Here is a 26,750-nt window from a genome sequence, read left to right on the forward strand (position 1 = left end):
GCAATCCAGGCGCCGCTCTTTTCATGCCGCGATGGCGGCACTCATCCAGGCGGCTTGCTGTGCCGGCGCCTGGTCGCAGCCCGTAGCCATGGCACCGGTCACTGCGGCCGGCACCGAAGGCAACAAGTTGGAGGCCGTGAGAGTTGAAGCGGCCAGGCAGCCCTATCGCAGCCTCTTCGTCACCGGTGCGATGAAGACCGACACGCCGATCCGCGACCTGGCGCAGAGCGTGCGCGTGCTGTCGGCCGACATGCTGGCGGACGCGGGTGTGACCCAGTTGGCCGACGCGCTGGAGCTCGGCAGTGGCATCGCCAGGCAGAGCAATTTCGGCGGGCTGTGGGACAGCTACGCGATGCGCGGCTTCACGGGCGACCCGAATTTCGGTTCCGACTACATGGTCAATGGCTTCAACTACAGCCGCGGCTACAACGGGCTGCGCGATACCGCCGCCACCGCCATGATCGAGCTGCTGAAGGGGCCGGCCTCGGCGCTCTACGGGCGCGGCGAGCCGGGCGGCACGGTCAACATCGTGACCAAGAAGCCGCTGTTCCAGCCCGGCCATGCGCTGGAGGTCTCGGGCGGCAGCTTTGGCCGCCTGCGCAGCACGGCTGACCTGACCGGCCCGGTCAGCGAGCGCCTGGCCTACCGGCTCAACGCCGCCAGCGAGAAGGGCGACAGCTACCGCGACCATGTGCGCTCCGAGCGCCATATGGTGGCGGCGTCCCTGCTGTGGCGGGCCAGCGATGCCACCACCGTGTCCTACGAGTTGGAGCACGCCAGGCAGCGCGCCAACTTCGACCGCGGCATCGTCGCGATCCACGGTGAACTGGGCCGCCTGCCCCGCTCGCGCTTCCTGGGCGAGCCCGCTGACGGCCCGCACGCCACCGAGACGACCGGCCACCAGATCTTCATCCAGCACGACTTCAACGACGACTGGGCGATCCAGACCGGCTTCAGCCACCGCGACAGCTCGATCAACGGGATCTCGACCGAGGCGCGCTTCCTGCTGGCCGACGACCGCAGCCTGGTGCGCCAACGCCGCAGCCGCGACTACTCGGCGCTGGACATGTCGGGCCGCTTCGAACTACTGGGCAGGCTGCGTGCCGGCGGCCTGGTGCACCAGTTGCTGGTCGGCGCAGATGCGTACAGGTTCATCGACCATCGCAAGCAGTACCGCGTTGCCGAAGCCTCCGTGATCGACATCTACGAGCCGGTCTATGGCCAGGTGGCGCCGCCCATGCCCCTGACCACCTGGACCCGCGAGGCACAGCGCTCAAGGTCGATCTACGGCCAGGATCAGATCGACCTGTCGCCGCAGTGGAAGATGCTGCTGGGCGTGCGCCACGACAGTTACGACCAATCGCTCTTGAACCGCCGCAACGGCATCACGACCGCCCAGTCCCTCAGCGCCACCACGCCGCGCGTCGGCCTGGTCTACCAGCCGAGCAAGACGCTGTCGCTGTACGCCTCGGCGTCGAGGAGCTTTCGCCCCAACAGCGGCGTCAGCCGCGCGTTCCAGTCCTTCCCCGCTGAAGCGGGCAGGGCCGGCGAGCTGGGGATCAAGTTCGACACCGCGGACGGCAAGGCCAGCAGCACGCTGGCGATCTACAGGATCGCGAAGAACAATGTGCTGACCCCCGACCCGCTGGACCCGAACAACTTCTCGGTGGCTGCCGGCGAGGTACGCAGCCGGGGCCTGGAGTTCGACATCTCGGGCGAAGTCCTGCCCGGGCTGCGTCTGTCGGCTGCCTACGCCTGGACCGATGCCCAGGTGACCCGCGACAGCAATGCCTTCCTGGTCGGCCGGCGCCTGGCCAACGTACCGCGCCAGAGCGCCAATCTGATGCTGGTGCAGGCCTTCCTGCTGGGAGCCAACAGCGCGACGTTGGGCGCGGGCATCAACCATGTGGGCGAACGCGAGGGGGCCGTGGCGCCGCTGGTGGCAGCCGACAACTTCAAGCTGCCGGGCTACACCACGCTCAAGCTGATCGGCTCGCTGCAACTGGGCAAGCAGTGGCGCGCGTCCCTCGATATCGACAACCTGCTCGACCGGCTGTACTACAGCAGTTCATATATGCAGGCCTGGGTCTTGCCCGGCGCGGGGCGAAGTTACATGCTCTCGGCGAGATATAAATTCTGAACACTCAACAAAGCCGGTTACTCACTATATTTTTTGAGTATGGCTTGAAAGGCGCCTGAAGCCTTCAGCTTATCGAGTGCCGCCTGCCAGCGAGCGATTTCCGCATCGGAAATGTCCTTGCTGCAGGCAATGTATATGGGAGAGGTGATCAGTTTGACGGGCGTTTGAACGACCGCATCCAACGAATAGTTCATTTGCTTCAATAGATGGATGACACCCAACGGTGAATCGCTGACGGCCAAATCGCATCTGCCGAATATCAACATCCTGTAAATGGCTTTGCCGTCGGATGCGCCTGCCTCGAGGTTGGTGAAGCCTGCTGCCTGCATCCTGGAAGTCGTCAGGCCACCGCGCCGGGAGCAGATCGAGCGAACCTTCTTGGTGTCCTCGAGTGTCGAGACTTCAAGAGGATTGCCTTTGCGCTTGTAGAAATAAATGGAACTGTCGCCCAGCGGGCCAATCCATTTGTATTTGGTCTCACGTTCCGGGGTTCGCAACATCGTGATCAGCATTGTTCTTTGATTGCCTTCCAGCGATGCTTTGGCGCGCATGCTGGGCATCAGCTGAATATCGATATCTGCGTTGAGCGCCTGGGCAATCGCCCGGACGACTTCTACTGAAAACCCTGTCAGTGCGCCATCTTCACTGTAGTTATACGGGGCCCACTCCTCCGTGACGATGCTCAGCTTGCGATCCGCCGCCCAGCAAGAACCGGCCAGAGCGCAGGAAACGGCGAACGCGATCATGCACCCAGCCTTTCCGGCGTTCGAAGCACAGTTCACAGCCATATTCGAGCCCTTGTATTCCTTGACGGTTGGCGGCTCAAGTCCCAACTGCAACACTTGGCGATCAATGAGGCAGTGTGGGCAGGGACTGTTGCAAGGCTTGCATGATCACCCGAAAGCGCCAGTTCCAGCGAGCCCGCGGCTGAACGCGCTGCTCGGGCCGCAGATGGTGCTGCACACCCAGCTCTGACGGCCCGCGTCGCGAGCCGACGGAAGAAGCGAGCGCTTTCAGGCGTGCGCGCGGTCGCGAGCGGCATTGCCGCCTACAAGGCCCGAGCTGACAGCAACCTAGATTGGCGCGTAGCCACTTTGAAGACCATCCATGCGCGCCCTTTTCGTCACCACCAGTGCCACACAACTCTCGCCTGAGCATCAGACCGGCCTGTGGCTGGAGGAGTTCGCCGTGCCCTACCTGGCTGCCATCGAGGCCGGCATCGCCGTCACGGTCGCATCGCCCCGGGGCGGCCCCGTGCCGCTGGACCCCAAGACGGAACCGAGCGACAAGCAGCGCAAGGAATGGGCCATGCCGCTGGAAGCGCTGGGGCACAGCGTCACGCTGGCGTCCGTGCAGGGCGAGACGTTCGACGCCGTGTTCATCCCCGGTGGCCACGGCCCGATGATGGACCTGGCCAAGGACGCCACCTTGCACACGCTGGTAGCGCGGCACGACGCGGCCGGCAAGGTGATTGCGGCCGTCTGCCACGGCCCGGCCGCGCTGGTGCACGCAAGGCGCGCCGACGGCCAGCCTTTCTTCCAGGGCCGCCGCGCCACCGGCTTCACCAACGCCGAAGAATTCCTGGCGCGGTTGAAGGCCGTCGTCCCCTTCCTGCTGGAAGACGAGATGAAGGCCAGCGGTGCCGATTTCCATTCCGCGCTGCTGCCCCTGCTGAGCCACGTGGAGCAGGACGGCAATCTGATCACCGGCCAGAACCCGAATTCGAGCGAAGCCGTGGCGAAGGCCTTGGTCGCGGCGCTCTCGGGCCGCTGACCTTTGCATCGACGCCTTGAACGGCGGCGTTGCCGCCTCCATGACCCGGCAACGCGGCTTGCGGCCGAGCCAGCGGCTCAGCGCTTGCTCTGCCAGGGCAGCATGGCTGCCAGCACACCGTCGCGGCGCAGGAAGTGGTGATACAGCGCGGCCAGCGCATGCAGGCCGGCCAGCCACATCAGCACGTCGCCGAGCAGGCCGTGCACGTCGCCCCAGTCCGCCGCCTCGCCCAGGCGCGAGCCGGCAATCCAGGGGAACTCGTCCACCCGCACGCCGCCCAGCAGCGTCAGCGGATGGTGCTCGCTGCCCAGGGCCAGCAAGGCCGTGGCCGGCAAGGCCAGCATCAGGGCCCACAGCACGCCGTGCACCAGCTTTGAGAGCCCATGCATCCACGCCGCCATCTCGAAGCGCGGCTTGCCCGGCCGCAGCGCCACCCACAGCAGGCGCAGCAGCGTCAGCGCCAGCACCAGCAGGCCCAGGGACTCATGCCAGACGATGTCCAGCCGCGTGGCCGGGTCGATGCCCTTGCGCATCATCCGCCCGAAGCCGCCCGGCCCCAGGATGAAGGCCACGGTCACGGCGATGGCCGTCAGCCAGTGCAGGGCGCGGCTGAGGGGGTCGTAGCGGGGGGTGGGCATGGGGATGGTGCGGCCAGAACTGTTGTAGTGATTGTGGTGGGCTCGGATTGACGGGGAGTTGACATAGGGCAAGGTGTTGACCGGCGGCGACTCGTGCCTCGTGGCTTCGCTGTTGACCTGGCGCCCGGGTTCGACCGATGTTGATTGCAAGGTCGCTGTGCTACCGTCACTTTCAGCGCGCGGTGTCCTTGTAAGGACGCGTCGAAAGCCCACTTACTTTGACTTGTTGGCCGTGTAGCGCGCTTCTGCCTAGCCTTCCGCGCCGCATTGCTTAGCGCGGCTATTTTCGTATGGAATACGTCGGCGGCATGCCGTCCAGTTCTCTCAAATGAAGCCTGTACCTGCAGAAACCACGCTTGTAATCGTTGGCGCATGGAACCCTGCGATCCTTACGCCACCGTGGGTACTAAGGTATGGACTTCAGACGGAGGAAGGGCAAGCACAAATTGTCCACGCCCTCATTCCAGCCGGTTTGAATGGTGCATTTGAATTCCCTAGGTTCAATCTTCCTGGATTTCAATTCACAGCGCGACCTGAGGCGCTTGTCCTGATGCCCGATCATGCAAATGAGACCGGCCTTGCACTGATCGAAGATGTCGCGTCTCGTGTGCTGCAGCAACTAACGCATACACCTATTGGAGGCATCGGTCACAACTTTGAATTCGTCGACGAGAACCCCGACGCCAAATGGATTGATGTTTTTTCACAATCGCAAATTGACTTGGTTGATGCAATACCAGCAGGTCTGGAATCACAGCGGACCGTCTTGGCTACAACGTTTTTGCGCGGGAATGCGCAAGTAAATATTCAAAGATATTTTGACGGCAGCAATGTCGGCGTGAAGTTCAACTTCCACCATCCTGTCACTACTTCTGCTGAGGCGTTGAAAGTTCTGTCAGGGGATGGCTATGCAAGATTCTCAGAAAATTATAGCGTTGCCAAAGAATTACTCGAGAAATTATATAAAGGGACAGAGGATGGTCAATAAAACTTATCTCACATCTGCGACATCAACCGCTAGCGCACGGCATGGCGAACCGCTGAAGGAAGCCGTTTTTCCGAAGGTTTCAATTCCGCAAGCGACTACCGTTGTGCACAATGTTGGCGTCTATGTACAAGGCAGATTCGTTCAATCTGGAACAACGGAGCTTTCAGGTGTCCATGTTGCACTTGACCCTGCAGCGATCGAACGGAAGGTAGCGGTGCAGCGCTTTAACTCCGAGTTGAACGGCGCGCTCACCACGACAACGAATAAGCGCTTTCGGTAACTAGCTGGGAGCTTAAGTGGCGGATGCTTCGGAGCTTGTATCGGAAGAAGAGCAAACCCATTTCACCTATGCTCCTTCTAATGAGTTAACGAAGCTCGAATTAATGCAGGGCGATGTGCTCAAGCGCACTGTCGACCTTGACGCAGTTCTTGCCGAGGTACACCCTCACTACCATCGACATACAAAAAACCTGTTTTTTATGGTCGTAACGCAAAGTTGCGACCTTGTAGTTCGATCCGACGGAGCCAAGGCTCCGTATATAAATATTGTTCCGGTTCGATCACTTGATGAAGTGATTTCTCGACAGGTCGCCAACTTAACATCAGCCAATGTAAAGACGCCGCTTCCACTCCTGACGGATAAATCAAAGAGTCGGCTTAGTGAATTCTTACGAAGACTACTCAATAACAATGAGCCAAGTTTTTTCTACCTAGAATCTGACGATACTGAATTAGGTCAAGATTGCTGCGCCTTCCTTCGACTGAGCATTCCAATCAAGACAGATCTACATTACAAAAAATGCCTTGATGCGAAAATTCTTCAGCTCAATGAAAATTTCCAGTCAAAGCTCGGATCGCTCGTTGGTCAAATGTTCTCCCGAGTTGCCACGAAAGACTGGGATTCCCGTGCAGTTGATCTCAAGCTGAAGCGCCTGATAGAATACGCAGCGATTTTTGTCCCTGACTCGAAACTTAAGGTGGTAGAGGCCGCATACAAAACGAAGGCGGAGCAAGAGCAAGGTTGCGTATTGACCGAGCCTGAAATTGCCGCCGCATTGAAGGGCATACCAACAAAAAAACAGTTGGTATTGGATCGGACTATTGCGATAGCGAGTCAATTGAACATTGATGCGACGCTGTTGGTGCGATTTCAGAAGCGCCTAGCCAACGATTCTCAGCTCACTTCACTGCTCAAAGAAAATTGAAGAATGGAGCCTCGCGTTGCAAGCCATTCCCAAATCAGCACGTTTGGCACGCCTCGCACGGTAGCGCGCAGGTTCGCAGGTTCGGGGTCACCCATTAGCCGCCCCGTCAAGTGGCAAAAAAGCGCTCGCAGGTTCGGCAGGTTCGCAGGTTCGGCAGGTTCGGGGTCACGCAGGTTCGGGGTCCAGGTTCGGGGTCAGGTCTTAAATCTAAAGTCCGGCATGGCAAGTGACCCGACCACCACGCTGCAACGCGCAGCTGGCGACATCCCCCTGCTGACCAACGCCCTTCGTCAGCACGTCGCCCGCCCCCAAGACACCCACGTCTACACCTCCCCCGCAGCCTTCGAAGCCTTCATCCGCGGCGGCGGCAATGTGCCGCTGTATGAGCGCGTCAGCGCGGAGCTGGCGAGCCACTACACGCCCGATGTGCACTCGCTGCTGGACATCGGCTGCGGCGACGGCCACGCCCTCTTTCCGGCGCTGGCCGCCGCTGCACACCCGCACGCGCTGGAGCGCTTGACGCTGGTGGAGCCCGCGAGCGCACTGTTGGCCAGCGCCGTGGCGCGAGCCCATGCCGAGCAGCCCACGCTGCCCGTGCAAGCGCTGAACGAGGGCCTGGGCGCTTTCGTCCACAAACTCGGGCCTGACAACCGCTGGGATCTCGCCCAAGCCACCTTCGCGCTACAAGCCATTCCCGAACCCGAACGCTGGGCCGGCCTCGCGCGGCTGCGCTCTCACGTAGAGCGGCTGGTGATCGTGGAGTTCGACATTCCCGACCTGCAGCGCGGCTCGGACGCCTACGTGGCCTCGCTCGCGCAGCGCTACGAGCGCGCCCTGGGCGAGTACGAGGGCGCCACGCGCGACCTCGTGGCCCAAGGCTTTCTGATCCCGATGTTCCTCGGCCAGCTTGACGCGCAGACGGCCGCGACGAACTGGGAGCACCCGATGCCCGTGTGGCGCGAGAAGCTCGAAGCCCTGGGCTGGCGCGTGACGCGCCTGGCGCACATCAGCGACTACTTCTGGGCCCCGGCCTTCGTGCTGGTGGCCGAGGCCTGAACCTGATGCTGAATCTCTTCCTGGCCATCGCCGCCGTCACGGCACTTCACCTCCTGACCATGGCCGCCATGGGCCATGCCGTCGGCGCGCAGCTTCTACGGATTTCCTACGGCTTCGGGCCGGCGCTGTTCACGACTGGCCTCTTTGAAATTCGGGCCCTGCCCATCGGAGGTTCGGTGCGCTTCCTGCATTCCGTCGAGGACCGGCTGTCTGAAGAGGAATGGCCCAGGGCGCTCGACCGCCTTTCGGTGCCTGCGCAATTGCTCGTTGTGCTGTCCGGCTGCGCGCTGTTGCTGGGGCTGGCCGTCGCGCTTCAGGGACGCGCGGGTATCGACGCCTTCCTGGCCTTGCCGGCCCAATGGCTTACCGGTGTGACTTCGCCGCTGGGCGACGCGCAAGCACTGCTGCAACGGATCGCTGCCTTCGCTGAATCGGCGCCGTTCGCGGTCATCCTCGCGTTATTGGCGGCCAAGGTCGCAGCGTTGAACCTGCTGCCTCTGCCGTACTTGAATGGCGGCGCGGCATTGGCCGTGCTGGGGCGGCGCCTGGGCTTGGCCCGCTGGTGGCCGGCCGCCGCTACGCGCGCGGCGGTGTTCGCGTGGATGGCGGTGCTTGTCTTGTGGCTGGTTGCGCTGGGCGGCTTCATCCTCGGCGCTTGACGATCAAGCTCGCCGCCCTTCCACCCCCCCGGGCATCCTGAAGATGAAGGACGCTTCGCGCCCCCCATCGCCGCCCGCCCACCGCAAACGGGCCTGCAGGCGCACAGTGCGCCGGCGCACCACCGCGCGAACGCAGTCACCGGCGTCGACAGGTGAGGAGGCATCCAAATGAACTTCGCAAAGCACATGCTGACGGGGCTGTTGGCGGCAGGTTTGATGATGGTTGGCACTGCGGCATCCGCCCAGGACTCCAGCTACAAGCCGGGCACGGTGTGGAACTTCTCCCATATCAAGGTCGAGCCCGGGCAGTTCGAGAACTACATGGACTTCCTGGCCAAGACCTGGAAGAAGTCCAACGAGTTCGGCAAGAAGGAGGGCTACATCGTGTCGTACCACGTGTTCTCGGTGAACAACGCTCGCGAGGGCGAGCCCGACCTGATCCTGGCCATCGAGTCCAAGGACTACCTGACGACCGCGCAGCAGCTGGAAGTGCAGAAGAAGTACGAGGCCTTCATGGCCATGGACCAGCACAAGATGGACGCGGCCTCCGGCGAGCGCAAGGTGATGCGCAAGCTGGCGGGCGGCATGGAGCTGCAGGAGCTGGTGCTGAAGTAAGGCAGCCCGCCCATTCAGCTGTGCCAGCATGCCCTCCGGCACGGCTTGGATGGAAAAAATACCAATGCTCACGAGCACTTAGCAAACTCTTAAGGTTCGGCTAGCAAGCATTTAGCGGCGCGCCGCCGCCCCGATTCCTACAGTGACTGCACGGTTCGATGCCAGGCGCAGCGAGCCATTCGACACACCACCCAGGGAATCCGAGATGCACACCTCACTGCAAGAAATCCTCGCCGTTCGCGGCACGGCCACGGCGCCGCGCTTTGACATCTACGCCAGCATCCACAAGGGCCTTCGGCTGATGCTCGCCGACCTGGTCGCCAGCGCCGGCCGCGTCGACCCGGGCGACCCGGCGTCGCTGCAGCAGCTGGCCAGCAAGGTCGAGGCGGCGGCGGATTTCTGCGCGTCGCACCTGAAGCACGAGAACGCCTTCGTGCACCCCGCGCTGGAACGCGCCCAGCCGGGCACCAGCCAGCGCATCGCGACCGAGCATGTGGCGCATGAGCGCGACATCGAGGCGCTGCGCACCCATGCCCGCGCGCTGGCCGGTTGCCCGCCGCAGGACTGCGCCGCCGCCTGCCGGGCGCTGTACTACGCAGTGAGCCTGTTCGCGGCCGACAACCTGGCGCACATGCACCTGGAGGAGACCGAGCACAACGCGGTGTTGTGGGCGCATCTGGACGATGCCGGCATCATGGCCATCCACGGCCAGATCCTGGCCGCGCTGTCGCCCGCCGAGATGATGGCGTCGCTGCGCTGGATGCTGCCGGCCCTGGCGCCGGCGGAGCGCTTGGGAATGTTGGCCGGCATGCGGGCCAACGCGCCGGCGCCGGTCTTCGGCGCGGTGCTGGCGCTGGCGCGCGAGCGCCTCAACGACGACGACTGGGCTGCGCTGGCGCGCGGCCTGGGCCTGCCGGTTGCACCTGGCCTGGCGGCCTGACGGAAGCCCATGATGAACAACAACAAACGCTATGGCGCCTGGTGGCTTCGCATGGCTGCGCTCTACCTCGTGGTGGGCGTGTCACTGGGCAATTACATGGGCGCGACGCACGACTTCGGGTTGCGCTCGGTGCATGCCCACGTCAACCTGCTGGGCTGGGCGAGCATGCTGGGCTTCGGCCTGGTGGTGCAGCAGTTGGCCGACACGCTGAGCCCGCGGCTGGTGGCGCTGCAGTTCTGGCTGCACCAGCTGGCGCTGCCGGTGATGCTGTCGGCGCTGGCGGCGCTGATGCGCGGCGTGACGGCGGCCGAGCCGCTGGTGGGGCTGGGCTCGGTGGTGGTGGGGGTGGCGGCGCTGGCCTTTGCCGCCAACGTCTGGCGCGGCACCGGCGCCAAGCTCAGGGCTGCCTGAGTTCCAGCTCGCCACAGACCTGCAGTTTCAGCCGCCCGCGCCCGCACTTGTGCTGAGCGGCGGCCCACCGTGTTCCAGCACAGGTTGGGCACCGCCAGCGCGCTGCTGGAGAACAAGACCCCGTCGCAACGCTCGTTGAGTGTGGCCAGGAGTGCGCCGCCGAGCGGCTTTCAGTGCGCGTGCGAAGCCGCGCCGGCGGGCACCTCGGCCCGGGCCTGGCAGTGCTTGTCCATCATGCTGCCAGGCGCGCTGGCGGCGCGGCCGGGTTCTGCGGCGTGGCGCTTGCACATCTCGTCCATCATGCCGCCGCCCTTGCCGCCACCCTTGCCATCTTCTTTGCGTGCGCCGTCGGCCGCAGCGGCGTGGGCGCCATGGCCCGGCGGCACGGGAGCGGCGCAGCCCGCCAGGGCAAGCACCAGGGCGAGGGCGGGGGTGAATGGCTTCATGCGGCGACTCCAACGGGTTGGCGCCAGCTTGCGCCGCCGCGACTGCGCCGCGTTTGATGCGGGTCAAACGCGGTGCTCGTGCTTTTTCAACCCCCTCAAACCTTGGGTCGGAACCGTCATGCCACGCTGGCATGCTTGGCTCATCGCTCAGCAGTACGAGACGACCCTCATGTTGCACACCGCCCCCACCCCCGACCGCGACCAGACCCTCGGTGAAGAGATCGCCAATGCCATCAGCCACGGCCTGGGCGTGGTGCTGGCCATCGCGGCCCTGCCCATCCTGGTGATCCGCGCGATGAACCATGGCGGCACAGCCGACGTGGTGGCCGCGGCGATCTTCGCGGCCACGATGATCCTGCTGTACGGCATCTCGACGCTGTATCACGCCCTGCCGAACAGCCTGTGGCAGGGCCGCGCCAAGGCGGTGCTGCTGCGGCTGGACCACGCGGCCATCTACGTCTTCATCGCCGGCAGCTACACGCCCTTCACGCTGGGCGTGCTGCACACCGGGCCGGGCGTGACGCTGCTGATCGCCGTCTGGGCGGCGGCAGCGTTCGGCGTGGCGATCAAGCTGCTGAACCGGCTCAAGCACCGCTTCGTGTCCACGGGGCTGTACCTGGCCATGGGCTGGGTGGTGGTGTTCGCGGCCGGGCCGCTGGTGAACAGCCTGCCGGCCGCGGGCCTCACGCTGCTGATCGCCGGCGGCCTGAGCTACACGCTGGGGGCGTTCGTCTTCCTGCTGGACAACCGGGTGCGCTACTCGCACTTCGTCTGGCACCTGTTCGTGCTGGGCGGCAGCGCCTGCCACTTCTTCGCGGCGCTGTTCTACGCCTACACCTAGACTGCGCGCGAGCCATCGGGCGCGATCAGGCACGACAAACTGAAGTGCCCGCCGGAGGCGGACTCAGGGAGATAACAAGCATGTCGATTCCAGACCCGTGTCCGGCGCCACCGGCGCGCTTGGCCGGCCGTTGGCGCCTGGGCATGGGCGCCACTGCCATGGCGGCCGCCTTGTCCGCCTGCGGCGGGGGCGGAGGTTCTGCACCCGCGCCTGCGCCCACACCTGCGCCTGCGCCCACACCCGCGCCCGCGCCCGCGCCCGCGCCTGCACCGGCACCGGCACCGGCACCGGCACCGGCACCGGCACCGGCACCGGCACCTGCGCCCGCCCCAGCTCCAACGCCGGCACCGGCACCGGCACCAGCGCCCGCCCCAGCGCCTGCCCCGGCACCCGCCCCGGCTCCAGCACCCGCGGCCTTCGAGCCMGTGCCCGCGACATCGGCGGCCAGCTACATCTGGCAGCGCAACTTCGGCGGCAACCCGCTGGCGTCGGCCAGCGGCACGACGATGAACATGTTCGACGCGACCGAGCCGGTGCTGACGCAGTACACGTGGATGAACCAGTTCGCCACGGGTGGTGGCATCTTCTGGATCGGCCCGCAGCCGCAGAGCGGGCTCTTCCTCGGCACGACTGCGCCGGCGCTGAAGCTGCAGGTTGGGCTGGTGCCGCACGCCATCTGGCCGATGGCGTCCAGCTCCGTGGGCACGCTGGACTCGCCCAACTGCCGCCCCAGCAATGGCGCCTACGTGGTGCACGACGTGGCCTATGCGGCCGATGGCAGCCTGAGCAGTCTGGCCGCGGATTTCACGGCCGGATGCTCGCTGGGCTATGCCGCCTACGTGAGCGGCGCCATCCGCTACCGGTCGGCCGTGGCCGCGGCGCTGGACCGCAGCTTCGCCGTGGCCGGCGCGGACCGCACGCTGAACGAGGGCGAATCCCTGCGCCTGGACGGCTCGCTCTCCTGGAACCCTGCCAGCAGGTTGCGCTCCATCGAATGGACCCAGCTGTCGGGGCCGAGCTTCGACCTGTCCAACTGCCGGCTGGGCATCTGCGACACCTACACGCCGCTGGTGGCAAAGGGCGGCGCTCAGGCGAAGTTCAGGTTGACGGCGGTCTCGGAGTCCGGCAAGTCGGCGACGGCCGATCTGATCATCAGCGTGCGCAGCTGGCAGGACACGCAGTCGCGGGCCGACATCTGGGGCAGCGGCCACGTCTCGAGCGGTAGCGACTTGCGCATGTCGGAATCGGATGGCGTGTTCGATGTCCCGGTCAAGGGCGGGACCGAGGCCATCTTTGCCGACCAGACGGCGGAGCGCATTCGCTGGGTGTTCAACCCCAACGGCAATGCTGCCTATGACAGCATGGAGCTGGTGCTGTCGAACACGGCCGGACTTGCGCTCACGCCGGGCAGCTATGCCGGCAACCTGCGGGCCGGCTTCGAGCCGGGGGCCGGCCCGGCAGCCAGCGCCAGCTATGCCGGCCACATGTGCAACTCCTCCGAATGGGAAGCCCTGGTGGCCGAGATGGACCGCGACCCCACCCAGCTGACGACGGTGAACCGTGGCGCCGTCACGCTGCACATTGGCTGCACCGAGGGCGGTGGCGAGCTGCAAGGCAGCTATCTGCGGCTGTGGCTCCGCTACACGCCAATGTCGCCGCCGGTGGTCAGGGTCACTGCGCCCACCACGGCCACGGCCGGCCAGGCCGTGATGATCCAGGACGCGGGCAGCACCACCGCGAACGGTGGCGAATGGCTGCGGACATGCAAGCAGATCTATGGGCAGGCCAGCGCCAGCATCGAATTCCTCGCCAACGGTGCCTGCAAGGTCACGCCATCGGCCAGCACGCCCAACAACAGCAAGGTCGTCGTGGCCTACGAAGTGCTGGACGGCAAGGGCCAGTCGGGCATGGCCCTCGCCGAACTCTTGGTAACCGGCGGCCCCGCGGCGGCGGCGCAGCTTGGGGGCAAGCCCGCGTTCCAGGCGGCGACGCAACCCRCCCGGCGGACGGCGCGATGACGCGTCACACTGGGGCCTGACCCGAACTTCAGCTGGAGTGCCCCCCCATGCCCAAGGCTTACTGGATCGCCCGCGTCGACGTCAACGACCCCGAGCAATACAAGCTCTACGTGCAGCGCAACGACGCGGTGTTCGCCAAGTTCGGCGGCCGCTTTCTCGTGCGCGCCGGCCAGTTCGACAACCCCGAGGGCACCTGCCGCGGCCGCAATGTGGTGATCGAGTTCCCGAGCTACGAGGTGGCATTGGCCTGCTACAACTCGCCGGAGTACGCGCCCCAGATCACGCTGCGCCAGGCCGCGGCCGAGGCGGACATCGTCATCGTCGAGGGCTATGACGGGCCGCAGCCGGGTGAACCGGTGAGCGATTAAAGGCTGCAACCGTGACCTAACGACGCCGCACGCAGGTTGCTGCGCCGCTGTCCTACAAGGGTTTTGGGGCGGCGTGGTACATTCGCCGCATAGATTCGCACAAGACCGTTTCCTCAAGGTCTTATCTGCAGCCCCGCTGGCCACCCCCTGGCCCTTCTTGCGAGCGGCTCGCTTCAGCAACTCCCCGGTGAGTGTTCTTGAGTGTTTCTGTCTCCGCACGGCATGACGCCGACGGAGTATTTTTTCCATCTATACATTCCAAAAAGGAACACCATGACTACAGAAACCGGCACCGTGAAATGGTTCGACGACGGCAAGGGCTTCGGCTTCATCACGCCTGACAACGGCGGCAAGGACCTCTTCGCCCACCACAGCGAAATCAAGAACGCTGGCGGCTTCCGCTCGCTGGCCGAAGGTGCCAAGGTGTCGTTTGAATCGACCCAAGGTGCCAAGGGCCCGCAAGCCTCGAACATCCGCACGCTGTAATTTGTGCAAGGGCGCCTTGGGCGCCCAACCGCCGCCGGCAAAGACCGGCGCGGGAGCCCCACAAAAAGAAGAACAACATGAACAATAACAATATCGAGGTGGGACGCTTTTTGGTTTCACCCATGACCCAAGCCCGCGAGGGCGGCGGTTTCGACGCCCTGGTGTCGATCCGCTCCGGTCGCGGCATGGCCAGCGTGGATCGCATCATGCGTTTCACGCCACAGTTCATCAGCCCGCAGGCAGCATTGCACTACGCGCGGAATGAAGGCCTTGCCTGGGCGCGCTGCCATTGAGGAGCGCGCGGCGGTCACCGGCCGCATCAGACGCCGGCACGGCCACGTGCTCGGCCTCCCGTCTAACTTTCGCAACGGAGCCCCACACTTGGCCAAAGAAGAACTGATCGAAATGCAAGGCGTCGTGGATGAAATCCTGCCCGACTCGCGCTTTCGCGTGACGCTGTCGAATGGCCACAAGGTCATCGCCTACACGGGCGGCAAGATGCGCAAGCATCACATCCGCATCCTGGCCGGCGACAACGTGTCGCTGGAGATGTCGCCCTATGACCTGAGCAAGGGCCGCATCACCTTCCGCCACCTGGAGCGTCGCGGCCCGCCGCCGTCCGGTGGTGGCAGCCAGCAGCGCCGCTGAGCCCTCGCGGCTCAAACCCCGCTCAAACCCCGAATCGGCCGCCATGGCATGCCTGGCGGCCGTTTCCATTGGTGCGCTTGCAACATCCAAGCTCGCGCCCACCGCGTAGGCTCTGCGTTCCCATGTTGAAAGCCGCCCTCTTCCTGCTCGGCGCCCTGCTGTTGGCGGGGGTGCTGGTGGCCTACGCGCCGGTGAAGGCGCTGAACGTGCTTGCGCCCGTCCACACGCACACACGCACGGCCGGCCTGGCCTACGGGCCGGGGCCGCGCCAGCAGCTGGACGTGTACCAGCCGGCCCGCGCGGCGCCGCGTGAGGGCTGGCCGGTGGTGGTGTTCTTCTACGGCGGCGCCTGGAACCGCGGCAAGCGCGGCGACTACGCCTTCGTCGGCGAGGCGCTGGCCTCGCGCGGCATCCTGACGCTGGTGGCCGACTACCGCCTCTACCCGGAGGTGCGCTACCCCGACTTCCTGCGCGACAGCGCCGCAGCGCTGGCCTGGAGCCTGAGCCACGCCGCGGGCCTGGGCGGCAACCCGCGGCGGGTCTTCGTCATGGGCCACAGCGCCGGCGCCTACAACGCCGCCATGCTGGCGCTGGACCCGCGCTGGCTCAAGCAGGCCGGCCACACGCCACGCGAGCTGGCCGGCTTCATCGGCCTGGCCGGGCCCTACGACTTCCTGCCCATCGAGAACCCCGACGCGAAGCCGGTGTTCTTCCACCCCGACTACCCGCCCGGCACCCAACCGCTGGAACACGCCAGCAAGGCCGCGCCGCGCAGCTTCCTGGGTGCGGCAAGAGACGACTCACTGGTCAACCCGCAACGCAGCACCCAGGGCCTGGCGACGCGGCTGAAAACCTTCGGCGTGCCGGTGACGGTGAAGTTCTACGACCGCGTCGGCCACACGACGCTGATTGCCGCCTTCGGTGCGCCGCTGCGCTGGCTGGCGCCGGTGCTGGAAGACGTGACTGCCTTCGTCAACGGGCCGCCTGAGCGCTGAGCACTGCCCGCCGCAACGTTTCCATCGCCTCGCCGTCGCGCCAGCCCTCGGCCGCATCGCCGATGACGACCTCCACCATCGCGCCACCCGCCAGCACATGCGAGGCCACCGTCCGTGCGCCCAGCCAGAAGCCGTCGCGCCGGGCCACCTCCAGCAGGCCTTCGCGCAACGCTTCGGGTGCCACTGGCAGGTGCAGCTGGAAGGCATTGACCTGCGGCTTCTCGGGCGCCACGCGCCAGTCAGGTTCGGCCGCCAGCAAGGCGGCCAGCGCCTGCGCGCGCTCGCGGTAGGCGGGCATGCGCGGCAACTGCGTGCGCAGGCCCTGCAGCGCGCTCAGCACGTAGGGGTGAACAGTGAACAGGTTGCCCGCCAGGCGGGTCTGCCAGGGCGCGATCTGGGCGATGAAATCCTCGCTGCCGGCCAGCACGCAGCCGGCCAGGCCACCCAGGCCCTTGTAGAAGGAGACGTAGACCGAATCCGCCAGCGCGGCAATCTCGGCCAGCGGCCGGCCGTAGTGGGCCGAGGCCTCCCAGAGCCGCGCGCCGTCGAAATGCAGCGGCACACCCGCCGCGCGGCACCAGGCGCTGATGGCCATGAGTTCGTCCCACTCGGGCAGGCGGTAGCCGGCCCGGCGCAGCGGCAGTTCGACCACAACGACCGCCGGCTGGCCGGGCAGCGAAGCCAGTTGCGCGGTGCCGAAGGGCTCGTCCGTCATGCCGATGCGCAGGCCGCGCAAGCCCAGCAGCTTCTCGAAGGCCTCGGCCTCGTCGATGGCGATATGGCTTTGCGGGTGCAGCGCGACCGGGCCATCGCCCTCACCGCAGTGCACGCGCAGCGCCGCGAGCTGGGCGGCCACACCCTTGTGCATGAAGCGCGCGGCCGGCTTGCCGAGCAGGGCGGCCACCTCGGCCTCCAGCGCCTGGATGGCCTGGCCCTGGCCGTAAACGTCCAGCGGCAACTCGGCTTCGGGCAGTTCGGCCAGCGCCAGCAGGGACTCGCGCATGGACAGCGGCGGGCGGTGGCCATTGAGCCAGCGGGTGCAGCGCTTGCGCAGTTCGGTGTCGGCGTTGAGGGTGGTGTTGGAGTAGCTGGCGGCGAGCATGGTCGGGAGTGTCGCCCGCCTCTCGAAGCCGACGCTGGCGACAGCGCCGCGCCGGGCGGGAATGCCCTTTTGATCGGGGTTCACTAAACTCTCGCCCTTTTTCCTCGCGCGCGCCGTACAGGCGCGCCAGCCCCATGCAAGCCCTCTCACCGCAGCCCCTCGCACCCGAGCCCCTGGCCCGGCTGCTGCTGCAATGGGGCGTCGCGCCGGTGGCGGCAGCACCCGTGGCCGAGCGCCTGGGCGGCTGGCTGGGCTGGGCGGAGGCCATCGGCCTGTCCCAGTTGCTGGCCACGGCGCCTGCAGCCGGCGCCAACGTCGCCGCCCGCCACGAAGCGGTGGACTGGGCCGACGCCGCACTGGCCCGCCTGCAGGAAGAGCTGACCGCCGCCTTCGATGACGCTCTGCTGGCGCGCGAATCCGCCGAATCCGCGCCAGAAGGCGTGCCGCTGGCCGACCTGCTGGCGCCCTACCGCCTGCACCACGCCCAGCAGCAGCGCAGCATGGCCGCCCGCATCGCCACGCTGCGCGAACGGCTGCGCCCGCGCCTGGCCGAAGCCTCGGGGGCGCTGGCCCGGCTGGCGCAGCTGGATGCGGTGTTCGAACGCGCCATCGTCGCGCAGGAGCGCCCGCTGCTGGCCGGCCTGCCCGCGCTGCTGACGAAACGCGCGACAGATCATCACGCCACCGACCCGCGCCGCTGGCGCACCCGCTTCTGGGCCGACCTGCAGCGCGCGCTGCGCGCCGAGCTGGACCTGAGATTGCAACCGGTGCAGGGGCTCATTGAAGCCCTGCATCAAGCTGATTCCTGATGAACCGCTTCCTGAACGTCCTCTATTCCCTCGCCCTGGCCGCCGGCCTCGCGGGCATTGCCGGCGCCGCGCTGGCCGCCGCCCGCCACCACCCGGTGGCGCTGGCAATGACGCTGCTGATCGCGGCCTTCTTTGCCATCGGCATCTGGGAGCTGACTGCCTTTCGCCGCAGCAGCCGCGAGCTGGATGCCGCGCTGGACGCCGAGCCGAAAGAGGGTTGGGTCGCGGCATTGCCCGCCGCCCTGCGTGCCAGCGTGCAGCAGCGCCTGGAAGGCCTGCGCGTGGCCCTGCCCGGCCTGGCACTCGCGCCGGCACTGGCCGGCCTGCTGGTGCTGCTGGGCATGCTGGGCACCTTCATCGGCCTGGTCATCACATTGAGCAGCACGGCCAGTGCCCTGGGCCAGACGGCCGACCTGGCCGCACTGCGCACCGCACTGGGCGCGCCGGTGCAGGGCCTGGGCCTGGCCTTCAGCGCCAGCGTGGCCGGCGTGACGGGCTCGGCCATGCTGGGCCTGATGGTGGCGCTGGCAAGGCGCGAACGCGCGGCCGTATCGGGCCAGCTCGACACCGCCCTGCTCGGCAAGCTGCGCCCGCTGACCGCCGCGCACCGCCGCGCACTGGAGCAGCAGGCCGCCGAAGCTGCCGCGGCTGAAGCAGCGCAGCAGCGTCAGCTTGAACTCGTCGCCCAGTTGCAGCGGTACGCCCAGCAGATGGCCGACCAGCTCGCCGCGCAGAACGACCGCTTCCATGGCGAGACGAGTAAGGCCTACACCGCCCTGGCCGCCAGCGTGGACACGACGCTGCGCAGCAGCCTGGCCGAGAGCGCCCGCCTGGCCGGCGCCGCCATCCAGCCCGCCGCCGAGGCCGCAATGGCCGGCATCGCCCGCGAGGCCGCCGCCCTGCATGAGCGCGTGGGCACGCAGGTGGCCGGCCAGCTCGGCGCGCTGAGCAGTCGCTTCGAAGCCGGCGTAGCGCAGATCGCCCAGCAGGGCGAGGCCACGGCCAAGGCACAGGCGGAGGGCCTCGCCCAGCAGCGCGAGGCCGCGATGAAGCTGCTGGCCGACACGGGCGCCGCCACGCAGCAGGCGGTGGATCGCCTGGGTGAACGCTGGGCCGCGCAGGCGCAAGACCTGTTGGCCGCACAGGCGCAAGCCGACACTGCCCGCGCCGCCGCGTTGGGCCGTCAGATTGAGGCGCTGGCCGAGCAACGCGCCGCTGCCCAACAGGCCATCGCCGACACCGCCGAGCGCTTTGCCGCACAGACGCAGACGCTGCTGGACCGCGTGGCCGAGGCGCAGGCCCGGCAGCAGGCCCTGCAAGCCGAGCTGGACACGCAGCGCCGCGCCGAGTCCCAGGCCGACGCCGAGGCGCTCGCACAGCAGCGCGCCGCCAACGAGCAGTTGCTGGCCGCCCAGCGCGAGGCCGCGCAACAGCTGCTGGCCGACAGCGGCGAGCGCGCCCAGAACGCGCTGACCGCGCTGACCACTGGCTTCGCCGCGCAGACCAAGGACCTGCTGGACCGCATCGCCGACACGCAGACCCGCCACACGGCGCTGCAGGCCGAACTGGACAGCCAACGCCGCGCCGAGGCCCGCGTCGACGCCGAGGCCCTGGCCCGGCAACGCACTGCCAACGAACAGCTGCTGGTCGCCCAGCGCGAAGCCGCGCAGCAACTGCTGGCCGCCAGCGGCGAACGTGCCCAGAGCGCCTTGACCGAGCTGACCGCCGGCTTTGCTGCGCAGACACAGGCCGCTGTCACCACGCTGGCCGAGGCACACACGCAGCTGCAATCGGCCCATGCCGCGCACGATGCCGAGCGCCTGGCCGCATGGCGCACCGAACTGCAGTCGGCCGGCGCCACGCAGTTGGCCCAGCAGCAGCAACTGGCCGATGGCCTGCTGCGGCACACCCGCCAACTGGTCGCGCAGACCGAGGCCCAGGCCAAGACCACGCTGAGCGAAGCCGGCGCGTTGCTGCAGGCCGCCGGCGAAGCCCCCCGCGCAGCCGTCGAAGTGGTTGCCGCGCTGCGCGAGCAGTTGGCACAGAGCCAGGCCCAGGACCGCGCAGCCCTGGCCGAACGCGCCGAACTGATGCAGACGGTCTCGACGCTGCTGGCCTCGCTGCAGCAGGCCGCTGGTGAACAGCGCGCTGCCATCGATGCCTTGGTGGGCAGCTCCGCCACCCAGCTCGAAGCCCTGGGCCAGCGCTTCACCGCGCAGGCCGACGCCACCGGCGAAAAGCTGGCCGAAGCCGCGACGACCCTGGCCGCCAGCGCCGCCGAAATGGGCAGCCTGGGCGAAGGCTTTGGCGCGGCGGTGGAGCAGTTCCAGGGCGCCAATGCCCAGTTGGTGCAGCACCTGGCCGCGCTGGAAGAGCGCCTCTCCAGCGCGATGACGCGCAGCGACGACCAACTGAGCTATTACGTGGCCCAGGCGCGCGAGGTCATCGACCTGTGCCTCGGCTCACAGAAGCAGGTGCTGGACGCGCTGCAGGGAGCTGCCGCGAATGGATGAGCCGCTGGAGATCGAGCAGGAAGGTGTCGGCACGCCCGCCTGGGCGGCGTTTGGCGACCTGATGGCCGGCGTGCTGGGTGCCTTCGTGCTGGTGCTGGCGGCGGCGCTGGTGGGCCAGCTGGATCTCGCCAACCAGCTCAAGGCCGAGGTGGAGCAGCGCCAGGCCGAGCAGGCGCGCCGCGAAGCGCTCGAGCGTGCGCTGGCCGGCCCGCTGGCCGACGGCCGCATCACCCTGGTCGAGGGCCGCATCGGCATCAGCGGCGCGGTGCTGTTCGCCATCGGCTCGGACCAGTTGCACGCCGACGGCCGCGCGCTGATCAAGAGCCTGGCCGTGCCGCTGCGCACCTATCTTGCCCAGCGCGACGAGATCCTGATGGTCAGCGGCTTCACCGATGACCGCGGCATGCTGACCGGCAAGGGCGCGCCGAAGTTCAGTGACAACTGGGAGCTGTCGGCCCAGCGCGCATTGACCGTGACGCGCACGCTGATGGCCGAGGGGCTGCCGCCGGACGCGGTGTTTGCCGCTGCCTTCGGGCCCCAGCAGCCGGTGGCGTCCAACGACGACGCGTCGGGCCGCGCGCTGAACCGACGCGTCGAGATCGCACCCACGCCGCGGCCCAAGCGGGCGGCGGCATCGGCCCCGTGATGGACGACCCCGTCGCCTGGGTGCAAGCCCGGGCCGAAGCCGATCCGGTGCGCCGGCGCGTGCTGGAAGCGCTGGCGCGGCGAGCCTCTGCGCTGGCGCCRGGCGCGCTGCGCGAACGGCTGGTTGCGCGGCTGGTGCAGCGCGCCGAGGCTGAGCCGGTCGTGCTGCCGACTCGGCGGACTGCGAACGCCGCAAACCCACTGACCGAGCTTGTCGCCCAGTTGCAGGCCGGCCCCGAGCTGCGCAATGTGCAGGCCCACCGCCGCACCTGGAGCGCGCTGCGCCTGACGCGCCGCATGGCCGAGGTCAGCGCACCGGTGCCCGAACACCTGGGGCCGCTGAACAGCCAGGTGCTGGTCTCCCGTGCGCTGCAGCAGTTGCAGGCCCTGTCGCCCGACTACCTGCAGCGCCTGCTGACCCAGATCGATGCACTGGCCGCACTCGCGCCGCTGCAGGTTGCCGCCGAAAGCGATGCCAGGCCGGCCCGCAAGCCCGCCGCTCGGCGGCGTTGACGCGCACAGCAGTTCGCTGCTGACAGGATCTGACAGGGCTCGGGCGCGAAGATGACAACGCTGCCAACCCTCCAGCCTGCCGCATGACGCCCATCCTCTACTTCTCCCGCAACCCCAACCCACGCCTGGCCGTCGCGGCGGCGAAGTATTTGGCCGCGCCGGTCACCTACGAGTTCGCCGCGCCGTTGGCCCCCGGCCAGGCAGACAACTACCGCCACTTCAACCCCTCGCTGCGCCTGCCCATCCTTGTCGAGGCGGACGGCAGCTCGTTGTTCGAGGCGGATGCCATCGCCTGCCGGCTGTCGCAGCTGGTGGGCTCGGAGTTTTGGCGCACCGGCGCGGAGCTGCCGGACATGATCCGCTGGGTCAGCTGGAGCCGCGACAACTTCATGCATGCCTGCGACATGGTGCACTTCGAGCGCGGCACCAAGCAGCGCTACAAGCTGGGCGCGCTGGACGAAGACTTGGTGGCGCGGGGCACCGAGCGCTTCCACGCGACGGCGTCCATCCTGGAGGCGCACTTGAGCAAGCAGGACTGGCTGCTGGCCAGCGGCCTGTCCTACGCCGACTTCCGCATGGGCGTCTTCCTGCCCTACAACGACGTGGCTCGGCTGCCGCTGAGCGACTACCCGGCGGTGGCGGCCTGGCATGCAAGACTGATGGCGCTGCCGGCCTGGGCCGATCCGTTCGAGGGCTTGAGCGCGCCCGAGTTGCCACCCGTGGCTTAGGCTCGATGCGGTTCAGCTAAGGCAGTTGCCGACCCTGAGGCGACATTCGCAGCTCTGAATTGATCGCTCCAAAGCAGTCGCTCGCGCCCCTGCTTGTCAATCAGCTACGGCAACTGCATGGTCGAAGGACCGCGAGCTCACTCGGCGCTCGCAGCATCGAACGCCAGTCAATACACGCCCATGTAGTCACGCTTGCCGATGGCGATCCCGTTGTGGCGCAGGATGGCATAAGCAGTGGTGACATGAAAGAAGAACTGCGGCAGGCCGTAGTTGGCCAGATAGGTTTGACCGATCAGCCGCTTCTCCTTTGGTGTGCCGGGACGCAAGATGATCTCTCTGCTTTCGCTGCCTTCGAACTGCGCTGCGCTCAGGCCATCCAGAAAACTCACCGTCTGGGCTAATAGGACGTCAAGATCAGCAAAGCTCTTCTCTTGTCCCTCCTGGGTGGGGGCCTCGACACCCGCCAGGCGTGCCGATACTCCACGCGCAAAGTCGGCTGCGATCTGCACCTGCTTGGCCAACGCAAACATGTCCGGATACAGGCGCGCCTGCAGCAAGGCGTCGGACTCAATCGAGTGGGCCGAGGCGTGCGTACTCGCCTGCGCCAGTACGGCTTTCAGCGCCACCAGCATTTGCTTGAAGACGGGAACGGCGAAGGTATACATCGGACTGGTCATGGTCGTTCCTTGGTAGAAGTGAAGCTAGACGGCGGCGGCATTCGAGGGGCGCCTCACCGGGTTGGAAGCCCAGTTGCTGCGCCAACGGCAAAGGCCGGACGACGCAATTCAGTGTAAGGACGCGCTAAGGGGCTCGTCAGTGCGAACGCGCGGTAGGCGGCGGCTGACCGAGATCCACCGCGGACGTCGGACTTCTGGCAGTCCGTCTCGTCCGGCAAATCTACGGGATAGAGATCGGGTTCGCGTGAACCCGCTGGCGACGGCGGCTTCTGACCGATCACCGACGCCTACTTGCGCCGCTTGCCTTCGGCGGCGAACTGACGAGGCAAGCCCTCGCAACTTGTCTGCTCGCAGTCGTGCCAGGAGCACTCATCGAACCTGCAGTTTGCATCGAGGTTGTCCTTCGCAAACTTGCAGTTCACAAAGCGGCACTTGACGAAGAGGCACCCAGCGAAGGCTGATCCTCGAAAGACGCAGTTGGTGAATTCCACTTCAACGAACTTGGTAGTGTTGAAAAGCCCCCAATACCAGGACGAGTTGTTGACTCTGCAGCTGCTCAGAACGCCTTCGAATGCCGCACCCTCGACGTTGAGATTGGAGAAGGTGCAGTACAGGAAGACATCGTTCTCCCAACCTCTTGGAAGGTCGGACCTGCCGGCGAAATCTGTGCTTTCGTGAAGCGAAGCCATGGCTCAATGGTAGTGACGTAGGTTGCTTGAAAGCAGTCCATCACCGTGCCCGCTCCTGGCCGACAACTGCTCTGACTGAACCGTAGTGCGCTAAGCCCAAGGGCCGTTGATCAGCGCTCGCGTCTCCTCGACGGCAATGCACCACATCTGCAGCACTTCGGCGTCCGGCCTCTCGTAGGCACCGCCGAAGTTGCCGTCGCCCGCCAGCTCGCGCGCCGCATTGGGCGGCAGCACGGCGTAGCGCTGGTAGTCCACCGGCGGCTTGCGTCCCTCGGGCTGAGTGACACCGGCCAAGCGCGTCCACGGCAGGTTCTCCATCCACGACGCGTGGGCGGACTGCGGGTCGATGCCTTTCACATAGGCCAGCGTCTTCGGTGAATTCCACCAGTTGTGGAAGCGCACCCGCGTGCGCGGGTGTGCGGCCATCCACTCAGCCACCGCGGCTGCCACGGGCTGGTTGCCCCCGTGGCCGTTGACGATGAGGATACGCCGAAAGCCTTGGTGGTCGAGGCTGTCGAGCAGGTCGTGGACGACGCGCACCATCGTCTCGACCTTCAACGTGACGGTGCCGGGATAGCTCATGAAGCTCGGCGTGATGCCGAAGGGCAGCACCGGGAAGACCGGCACGCCCAGCGGCTCGGCCGCTTCCACGGCGACACGCTCGGCCAGGATGGCGTCGACCGCGAGGCTGAGATAGGCATGCTGCTCGGTGCAGCCGATGGGCAGCAGGCAGCGGTCGTCGGCCTTGAGGTAGGCCTCGACCTGCATCCAGTTCATGTCCGAAATTTTCATTTCACGTCCACAGCCGAATAGTTGTTGAGGCCGAAGGGGCTGACCTTCATATTCACGACGCGTTTGCTCGTCGCAACGGCCGTCGTCGGGTAGGTCAGCGGCACCCAGGGCGCGTCATCGCGGTAGAGGGCTTGCGCGCGCCGATAGAGCGCGTCGCGCTTGCCCTGATCGGCCGTCTCGCGCGCTTCGGCCAGCAGCGCGTCGAAGTCCTTGCGGCACCAGCGCGCCACATTGCTACCGCCGGCCACGGCCGCGCAGGCGAAGTTGGGCGTCAGGAAGTTGTCGGGGTCGCCGTTGTCCGAGGCCCAGGCCAGCAGGGTCGCGTCATGCTCGCCGGCGCGGGTGCGCTTGAGCAGCTCGCCAAACTCCAGCGTGACGATCTCCACCTTGACACCGATGCGCGCCCAGTCGGCCTGCAGCAGCTCGGCCGTCGCCTTGGGGTTGGGGTTGGGATTGGTGGCGCCGGCGCCGGCACGTATCCACAGCTTCAGCGCAAAGCCGTTGGCCAGGCCGGCGCGTTGAAGCAGTTCGCGGGCCTTGGCGAGGTCCTGGGGCGCCGGCCCGGCCTTGTCGTCATAGCTCCACTGCGAGGGCGGATAGGGATTGCCGGCCGGGCTGGCCGCACCGCCATAGACGGCGCGGGCGATCGATGCGCGGTCGGTCGCCAGCCCCAGGGCCTGGCGCACGCGGCGGTCGTCCAGTGGCTTGTGCTCCACATTCAGCCCGACAAAGGTCGTGACGAGGCCGGGGCCGGTCAGCAGCTGCAGCTTGCCGTCACTGCGGATCTCGTCCCAGGCCTGCGGCATGGGGTAGAGGCCGATATCGCATTCGCCGGCCTTGAGGCGCTGCAGCCGCGTGGCGGCGTCGGGCGAGATGGAGAAGATCAGCTTGTCCAGGGCCACCTTGCCGCGGAAGTAGCCTGGGTGGGCGTCGTAGCGCACCACGGCGTCCTTCACATGGCTGCGAAAGACGAAAGGGCCCGTGCCAACTGGCTTGAGATTCATGTCCTCCATGCGGCCGGCGGCCTGCAGCTGCTGTGCATACTCGGCCGACAGCACGCTGAGAAAACCCATGGCGACGTCGGCCAGGAAGGGCGCTTCGGGGCGGGTCAGCTCGATGCGCACCGTGCGCGCGTCCACGGCGCTGACGCTCTTCACCAGCTGGCCAAACTGCATGGCCGTGGCGTAGTACCAGCCCTGGCGCGGCTGGCCATGCCAGGGGTGTTTGGCGTCGATCTGGCGCGTGAAGCTGTAGACCACATCGTCGGCCGCCAGCGGCCGCGTCGGTTTGAACCAGGGCGTGGTGTGGAAGGCCACGCCGGCGCGCAGGTGAAAGGTGTAGGTCTTGCCGTCGGCGCTGAGCTCCCAGCGCTCTGCCAGGGCGGGCACCAGCTTGGTCGTGCCGGGCTCGAACTCGACGAGGCGGTTGTAGAGGGCCTCGGACGACGCATCGGCCGTGGAGTTGGCGTGGAACAGTGAGTAGTCGAAGCCGTCGGGGCTGGCCTCGGTGCAGACGGTGAGGGTCCTGGCAGAGGCCGAAGCGGCCACCAGTGCGAGTGCCGCGAGCAACAGCCTCATGCGGGGCGCTTCCAGGCCATGCCCAGCGTGCGCGGCGCCGTGTGCACAAAGCCGAACTGGGCATAAAGGGCGTCGGCCGGCACGTCGGCCAAGAGGCTGACATAGCCGGTCTCGGGCACGTGCTCGCGCAGCCAGGCGGCGATCTCGGCCATGATGAGCTTGCCCAGGCCCTTGCCCTGGTGCTCGGGCAGCACGGCGATGTCGACGACCTGGAAGGCCGTGCCGCCGTCGCCAATGACGCGGCCCATGCCGACGGGCTCGCCATCGTGCAGGATCTGCACGCCGAACAAGGTGCCGGGCAAGCCACGCGCGGCCGCCTCGGCCGACTTGGGGCTGAGGCCGCAGGCGACGCGCAGATGGCGGTAGGTGTCGGCCGAGGGCGTGGCGTGCAGCGTCGTGTAACTCATGTCACCCATTCAACCATCACCTGCACTCATACCTGCAGCGCCCTCCGACATGGCCCCTGCGGGCTGGCCCC

General features: G+C 66.8%; 30 protein-coding genes. 21 read left to right on the top strand and 9 right to left on the bottom strand.

What is annotated here, in order from left to right:
• Positions 1–31 precede the first annotated feature (31 nt).
• The gene (locus ACXJKJ_RS08365) at positions 32–2,140 is read left to right on the top strand and encodes a TonB-dependent siderophore receptor (protein ID WP_457389779.1); all 2,109 of its coding nucleotides are present in this window, start codon (positions 32–34) and stop codon (positions 2,138–2,140) included.
• 17 nt (positions 2,141–2,157) lie between these two features.
• Here the strand turns inward: ACXJKJ_RS08365 and ACXJKJ_RS08370 are convergent, their stop codons facing one another.
• Entirely contained in the window at positions 2,158–2,886 is a 729-nt protein-coding gene (locus ACXJKJ_RS08370; protein WP_457389780.1) for a substrate-binding periplasmic protein, read from the bottom strand.
• Between the two features lie 361 nt (positions 2,887–3,247).
• On the opposite strand from ACXJKJ_RS08370, the gene ACXJKJ_RS08375 reads away from it, so the two are divergent.
• Entirely contained in the window at positions 3,248–3,913 is a 666-nt protein-coding gene (locus ACXJKJ_RS08375) for a type 1 glutamine amidotransferase domain-containing protein (RefSeq protein WP_457389781.1), read from the top strand.
• Between the two features lie 77 nt (positions 3,914–3,990).
• Here the strand turns inward: ACXJKJ_RS08375 and ACXJKJ_RS08380 are convergent, their stop codons facing one another.
• Positions 3,991–4,551 carry a cytochrome b/b6 domain-containing protein gene (locus ACXJKJ_RS08380; protein WP_457389782.1) on the bottom strand — a complete coding sequence of 187 codons (561 nt, stop codon included), beginning with the start codon at positions 4,549–4,551 and terminating at the stop codon, positions 3,991–3,993.
• A gap of 328 nt (positions 4,552–4,879) precedes the next feature.
• On the opposite strand from ACXJKJ_RS08380, the gene ACXJKJ_RS08385 reads away from it, so the two are divergent.
• The 7 genes from ACXJKJ_RS08385 (at position 4,880) to ACXJKJ_RS08415 (ending at position 10,425) form a co-directional block, all read left to right on the top strand.
• A complete protein-coding gene (locus tag ACXJKJ_RS08385) occupies positions 4,880–5,539 on the top strand; it encodes a hypothetical protein (RefSeq protein ID WP_457389783.1) in 660 nt (219 codons plus the stop codon).
• Between the two features lie 296 nt (positions 5,540–5,835).
• Complete coding sequence (locus tag ACXJKJ_RS08390; RefSeq protein WP_457389784.1) at positions 5,836–6,744, top strand: hypothetical protein; 909 nt, start codon at positions 5,836–5,838, stop codon at positions 6,742–6,744.
• Between the two features lie 219 nt (positions 6,745–6,963).
• Positions 6,964–7,800 carry a hypothetical protein gene (locus ACXJKJ_RS08395; protein WP_457389785.1) on the top strand — a complete coding sequence of 279 codons (837 nt, stop codon included), beginning with the start codon at positions 6,964–6,966 and terminating at the stop codon, positions 7,798–7,800.
• A gap of 5 nt (positions 7,801–7,805) precedes the next feature.
• Positions 7,806–8,459, top strand: coding sequence for a site-2 protease family protein (locus ACXJKJ_RS08400; protein ID WP_457320968.1), 654 nt, complete (start codon positions 7,806–7,808; stop codon positions 8,457–8,459).
• Between the two features lie 168 nt (positions 8,460–8,627).
• Positions 8,628–9,074, top strand: coding sequence for a hypothetical protein (locus tag ACXJKJ_RS08405; protein WP_457389786.1), 447 nt, complete (start codon positions 8,628–8,630; stop codon positions 9,072–9,074).
• A 205-nt stretch (positions 9,075–9,279) separates the two neighbouring features.
• Positions 9,280–10,014: a hemerythrin domain-containing protein gene (locus tag ACXJKJ_RS08410; RefSeq protein WP_457389787.1), complete on the top strand. Its 735-nt coding sequence runs from the start codon at positions 9,280–9,282 to the stop codon at positions 10,012–10,014.
• Positions 10,015–10,026: 12 nt separating this feature from the next.
• Positions 10,027–10,425: a hypothetical protein gene (locus ACXJKJ_RS08415; RefSeq protein WP_457389788.1), complete on the top strand. Its 399-nt coding sequence runs from the start codon at positions 10,027–10,029 to the stop codon at positions 10,423–10,425.
• Between the two features lie 170 nt (positions 10,426–10,595).
• Here ACXJKJ_RS08415 and ACXJKJ_RS08420 read toward each other — a convergent pair whose 3' ends face one another.
• Positions 10,596–10,871 carry a hypothetical protein gene (locus tag ACXJKJ_RS08420; protein WP_457389789.1) on the bottom strand — a complete coding sequence of 92 codons (276 nt, stop codon included), beginning with the start codon at positions 10,869–10,871 and terminating at the stop codon, positions 10,596–10,598.
• A 169-nt stretch (positions 10,872–11,040) separates the two neighbouring features.
• Between ACXJKJ_RS08420 and trhA the strand changes: the two genes are divergently transcribed.
• The 7 genes from trhA to ACXJKJ_RS08455 all read left to right on the top strand — a co-directional run bounded on the left by trhA (position 11,041) and on the right by ACXJKJ_RS08455 (position 16,227).
• Positions 11,041–11,712: a PAQR family membrane homeostasis protein TrhA gene (gene trhA, locus ACXJKJ_RS08425; protein ID WP_056201287.1), complete on the top strand. Its 672-nt coding sequence runs from the start codon at positions 11,041–11,043 to the stop codon at positions 11,710–11,712.
• Between the two features lie 425 nt (positions 11,713–12,137).
• Positions 12,138–13,730: a hypothetical protein gene (locus ACXJKJ_RS08430; RefSeq protein WP_457389790.1), complete on the top strand. Its 1,593-nt coding sequence runs from the start codon at positions 12,138–12,140 to the stop codon at positions 13,728–13,730.
• 47 nt (positions 13,731–13,777) lie between these two features.
• Complete coding sequence (locus ACXJKJ_RS08435; RefSeq protein ID WP_457389791.1) at positions 13,778–14,098, top strand: DUF1330 domain-containing protein; 321 nt, start codon at positions 13,778–13,780, stop codon at positions 14,096–14,098.
• A 273-nt stretch (positions 14,099–14,371) separates the two neighbouring features.
• Positions 14,372–14,584, top strand: coding sequence for a cold-shock protein (locus ACXJKJ_RS08440; protein WP_056200393.1), 213 nt, complete (start codon positions 14,372–14,374; stop codon positions 14,582–14,584).
• Positions 14,585–14,661: 77 nt separating this feature from the next.
• Positions 14,662–14,877: a hypothetical protein gene (locus ACXJKJ_RS08445; protein ID WP_082532821.1), complete on the top strand. Its 216-nt coding sequence runs from the start codon at positions 14,662–14,664 to the stop codon at positions 14,875–14,877.
• 88 nt (positions 14,878–14,965) lie between these two features.
• Entirely contained in the window at positions 14,966–15,232 is a 267-nt protein-coding gene (gene infA / locus ACXJKJ_RS08450) for a translation initiation factor IF-1 (protein WP_056200396.1), read from the top strand.
• 122 nt (positions 15,233–15,354) lie between these two features.
• Positions 15,355–16,227, top strand: coding sequence for an alpha/beta hydrolase (locus ACXJKJ_RS08455; protein WP_457389792.1), 873 nt, complete (start codon positions 15,355–15,357; stop codon positions 16,225–16,227).
• Here ACXJKJ_RS08455 and ACXJKJ_RS08460 read toward each other — a convergent pair.
• Positions 16,205–17,413: a threonine aldolase family protein gene (locus tag ACXJKJ_RS08460; RefSeq protein ID WP_457389793.1), complete on the bottom strand. Its 1,209-nt coding sequence runs from the start codon at positions 17,411–17,413 to the stop codon at positions 16,205–16,207. The genes ACXJKJ_RS08455 and ACXJKJ_RS08460 overlap by 23 nt on opposite strands.
• Before the next feature lie 50 nt (positions 17,414–17,463).
• Here ACXJKJ_RS08460 and ACXJKJ_RS08465 point away from each other — a divergent pair, with 50 nt between their 5' ends.
• The 5 genes from ACXJKJ_RS08465 to ACXJKJ_RS08485 all read left to right on the top strand — a co-directional run bounded on the left by ACXJKJ_RS08465 (position 17,464) and on the right by ACXJKJ_RS08485 (position 22,537).
• A complete protein-coding gene (locus ACXJKJ_RS08465; RefSeq protein ID WP_457389794.1) occupies positions 17,464–18,138 on the top strand; it encodes a DUF3348 family protein in 675 nt (224 codons plus the stop codon).
• A complete protein-coding gene (locus ACXJKJ_RS08470; protein WP_457389795.1) occupies positions 18,138–20,651 on the top strand; it encodes a hypothetical protein in 2,514 nt (837 codons plus the stop codon). Before ACXJKJ_RS08465 ends, ACXJKJ_RS08470 begins: the two co-directional genes overlap by 1 nt.
• Positions 20,644–21,297 carry an OmpA family protein gene (locus tag ACXJKJ_RS08475; RefSeq protein WP_056200408.1) on the top strand — a complete coding sequence of 218 codons (654 nt, stop codon included), beginning with the start codon at positions 20,644–20,646 and terminating at the stop codon, positions 21,295–21,297. Before ACXJKJ_RS08470 ends, ACXJKJ_RS08475 begins: the two co-directional genes overlap by 8 nt.
• On the top strand, positions 21,297–21,809 hold the full coding sequence (locus ACXJKJ_RS08480) for a DUF2894 domain-containing protein (protein WP_457389796.1): 513 nt from the start codon (positions 21,297–21,299) through the stop codon (positions 21,807–21,809). The genes ACXJKJ_RS08475 and ACXJKJ_RS08480 overlap by 1 nt, the downstream gene beginning before the upstream one ends.
• An 83-nt stretch (positions 21,810–21,892) precedes the next feature.
• Positions 21,893–22,537 carry a glutathione S-transferase family protein gene (locus ACXJKJ_RS08485; RefSeq protein ID WP_457389797.1) on the top strand — a complete coding sequence of 215 codons (645 nt, stop codon included), beginning with the start codon at positions 21,893–21,895 and terminating at the stop codon, positions 22,535–22,537.
• A 167-nt stretch (positions 22,538–22,704) separates the two neighbouring features.
• On the opposite strand, the gene ACXJKJ_RS08490 is transcribed toward ACXJKJ_RS08485, so the two are convergent.
• The 5 genes from ACXJKJ_RS08490 to ACXJKJ_RS08510 all read right to left on the bottom strand — a co-directional run bounded on the left by ACXJKJ_RS08490 (position 22,705) and on the right by ACXJKJ_RS08510 (position 26,679).
• Positions 22,705–23,214 (bottom strand): DUF1993 domain-containing protein, encoded by a 510-nt coding sequence (locus ACXJKJ_RS08490; RefSeq protein ID WP_457320991.1) that lies wholly within the window; start codon positions 23,212–23,214, stop codon positions 22,705–22,707.
• Positions 23,215–23,501: 287 nt separating this feature from the next.
• On the bottom strand, positions 23,502–23,903 hold the full coding sequence (locus ACXJKJ_RS08495; protein WP_457389798.1) for a hypothetical protein: 402 nt from the start codon (positions 23,901–23,903) through the stop codon (positions 23,502–23,504).
• Between the two features lie 90 nt (positions 23,904–23,993).
• The gene (locus ACXJKJ_RS08500) at positions 23,994–24,695 is read right to left on the bottom strand and encodes a creatininase family protein (RefSeq protein WP_457389799.1); all 702 of its coding nucleotides are present in this window, start codon (positions 24,693–24,695) and stop codon (positions 23,994–23,996) included.
• A complete protein-coding gene (locus ACXJKJ_RS08505) occupies positions 24,692–26,272 on the bottom strand; it encodes an ABC transporter substrate-binding protein (protein ID WP_457389800.1) in 1,581 nt (526 codons plus the stop codon). Before ACXJKJ_RS08505 ends, ACXJKJ_RS08500 begins: the two co-directional genes overlap by 4 nt.
• Complete coding sequence (locus ACXJKJ_RS08510; RefSeq protein WP_457389801.1) at positions 26,269–26,679, bottom strand: GNAT family N-acetyltransferase; 411 nt, start codon at positions 26,677–26,679, stop codon at positions 26,269–26,271. Before ACXJKJ_RS08510 ends, ACXJKJ_RS08505 begins: the two co-directional genes overlap by 4 nt.
• Positions 26,680–26,750 lie beyond the last annotated feature (71 nt).

It is taken from the genome of Roseateles sp. P5_E1 (genome assembly GCF_054049335.1).

Excerpts from the sequence above, each read along its gene's own strand:
- ACXJKJ_RS08415 (WP_457389788.1), top strand. The coding sequence starts at position 10,027 with ATGAACAACAACAAACGCTATGGCGCCTGGTGGCTTCGCATGGCTGCG.
- ACXJKJ_RS08405 (WP_457389786.1), top strand. The coding sequence starts at position 8,628 with ATGAACTTCGCAAAGCACATGCTGACGGGGCTGTTGGCGGCAGGTTTG.
- ACXJKJ_RS08400 (WP_457320968.1), top strand. The coding sequence starts at position 7,806 with ATGCTGAATCTCTTCCTGGCCATCGCCGCCGTCACGGCACTTCACCTC.
- ACXJKJ_RS08420 (WP_457389789.1), bottom strand. The coding sequence starts at position 10,871 with ATGAAGCCATTCACCCCCGCCCTCGCCCTGGTGCTTGCCCTGGCGGGC.
- ACXJKJ_RS08500 (WP_457389799.1), bottom strand. The coding sequence starts at position 24,695 with ATGAAAATTTCGGACATGAACTGGATGCAGGTCGAGGCCTACCTCAAG.
- ACXJKJ_RS08375 (WP_457389781.1), top strand. The coding sequence starts at position 3,248 with ATGCGCGCCCTTTTCGTCACCACCAGTGCCACACAACTCTCGCCTGAG.
- ACXJKJ_RS08395 (WP_457389785.1), top strand. The coding sequence starts at position 6,964 with ATGGCAAGTGACCCGACCACCACGCTGCAACGCGCAGCTGGCGACATC.
- ACXJKJ_RS08490 (WP_457320991.1), bottom strand. The coding sequence starts at position 23,214 with ATGACCAGTCCGATGTATACCTTCGCCGTTCCCGTCTTCAAGCAAATG.
- ACXJKJ_RS08470 (WP_457389795.1), top strand. The coding sequence starts at position 18,138 with ATGAACCGCTTCCTGAACGTCCTCTATTCCCTCGCCCTGGCCGCCGGC.
- ACXJKJ_RS08440 (WP_056200393.1), top strand. The coding sequence starts at position 14,372 with ATGACTACAGAAACCGGCACCGTGAAATGGTTCGACGACGGCAAGGGC.
- trhA (WP_056201287.1), top strand. The coding sequence starts at position 11,041 with ATGTTGCACACCGCCCCCACCCCCGACCGCGACCAGACCCTCGGTGAA.
- ACXJKJ_RS08385 (WP_457389783.1), top strand. The coding sequence starts at position 4,880 with ATGAAGCCTGTACCTGCAGAAACCACGCTTGTAATCGTTGGCGCATGG.
- ACXJKJ_RS08485 (WP_457389797.1), top strand. The coding sequence starts at position 21,893 with ATGACGCCCATCCTCTACTTCTCCCGCAACCCCAACCCACGCCTGGCC.
- ACXJKJ_RS08475 (WP_056200408.1), top strand. The coding sequence starts at position 20,644 with ATGGATGAGCCGCTGGAGATCGAGCAGGAAGGTGTCGGCACGCCCGCC.
- ACXJKJ_RS08455 (WP_457389792.1), top strand. The coding sequence starts at position 15,355 with ATGTTGAAAGCCGCCCTCTTCCTGCTCGGCGCCCTGCTGTTGGCGGGG.
- ACXJKJ_RS08510 (WP_457389801.1), bottom strand. The coding sequence starts at position 26,679 with ATGAGTTACACGACGCTGCACGCCACGCCCTCGGCCGACACCTACCGC.
- ACXJKJ_RS08370 (WP_457389780.1), bottom strand. The coding sequence starts at position 2,886 with ATGATCGCGTTCGCCGTTTCCTGCGCTCTGGCCGGTTCTTGCTGGGCG.
- ACXJKJ_RS08410 (WP_457389787.1), top strand. The coding sequence starts at position 9,280 with ATGCACACCTCACTGCAAGAAATCCTCGCCGTTCGCGGCACGGCCACG.
- ACXJKJ_RS08435 (WP_457389791.1), top strand. The coding sequence starts at position 13,778 with ATGCCCAAGGCTTACTGGATCGCCCGCGTCGACGTCAACGACCCCGAG.
- ACXJKJ_RS08505 (WP_457389800.1), bottom strand. The coding sequence starts at position 26,272 with ATGAGGCTGTTGCTCGCGGCACTCGCACTGGTGGCCGCTTCGGCCTCT.
- ACXJKJ_RS08365 (WP_457389779.1), top strand. The coding sequence starts at position 32 with ATGGCGGCACTCATCCAGGCGGCTTGCTGTGCCGGCGCCTGGTCGCAG.
- ACXJKJ_RS08465 (WP_457389794.1), top strand. The coding sequence starts at position 17,464 with ATGCAAGCCCTCTCACCGCAGCCCCTCGCACCCGAGCCCCTGGCCCGG.
- ACXJKJ_RS08495 (WP_457389798.1), bottom strand. The coding sequence starts at position 23,903 with ATGGCTTCGCTTCACGAAAGCACAGATTTCGCCGGCAGGTCCGACCTT.
- ACXJKJ_RS08445 (WP_082532821.1), top strand. The coding sequence starts at position 14,662 with ATGAACAATAACAATATCGAGGTGGGACGCTTTTTGGTTTCACCCATG.
- ACXJKJ_RS08380 (WP_457389782.1), bottom strand. The coding sequence starts at position 4,551 with ATGCCCACCCCCCGCTACGACCCCCTCAGCCGCGCCCTGCACTGGCTG.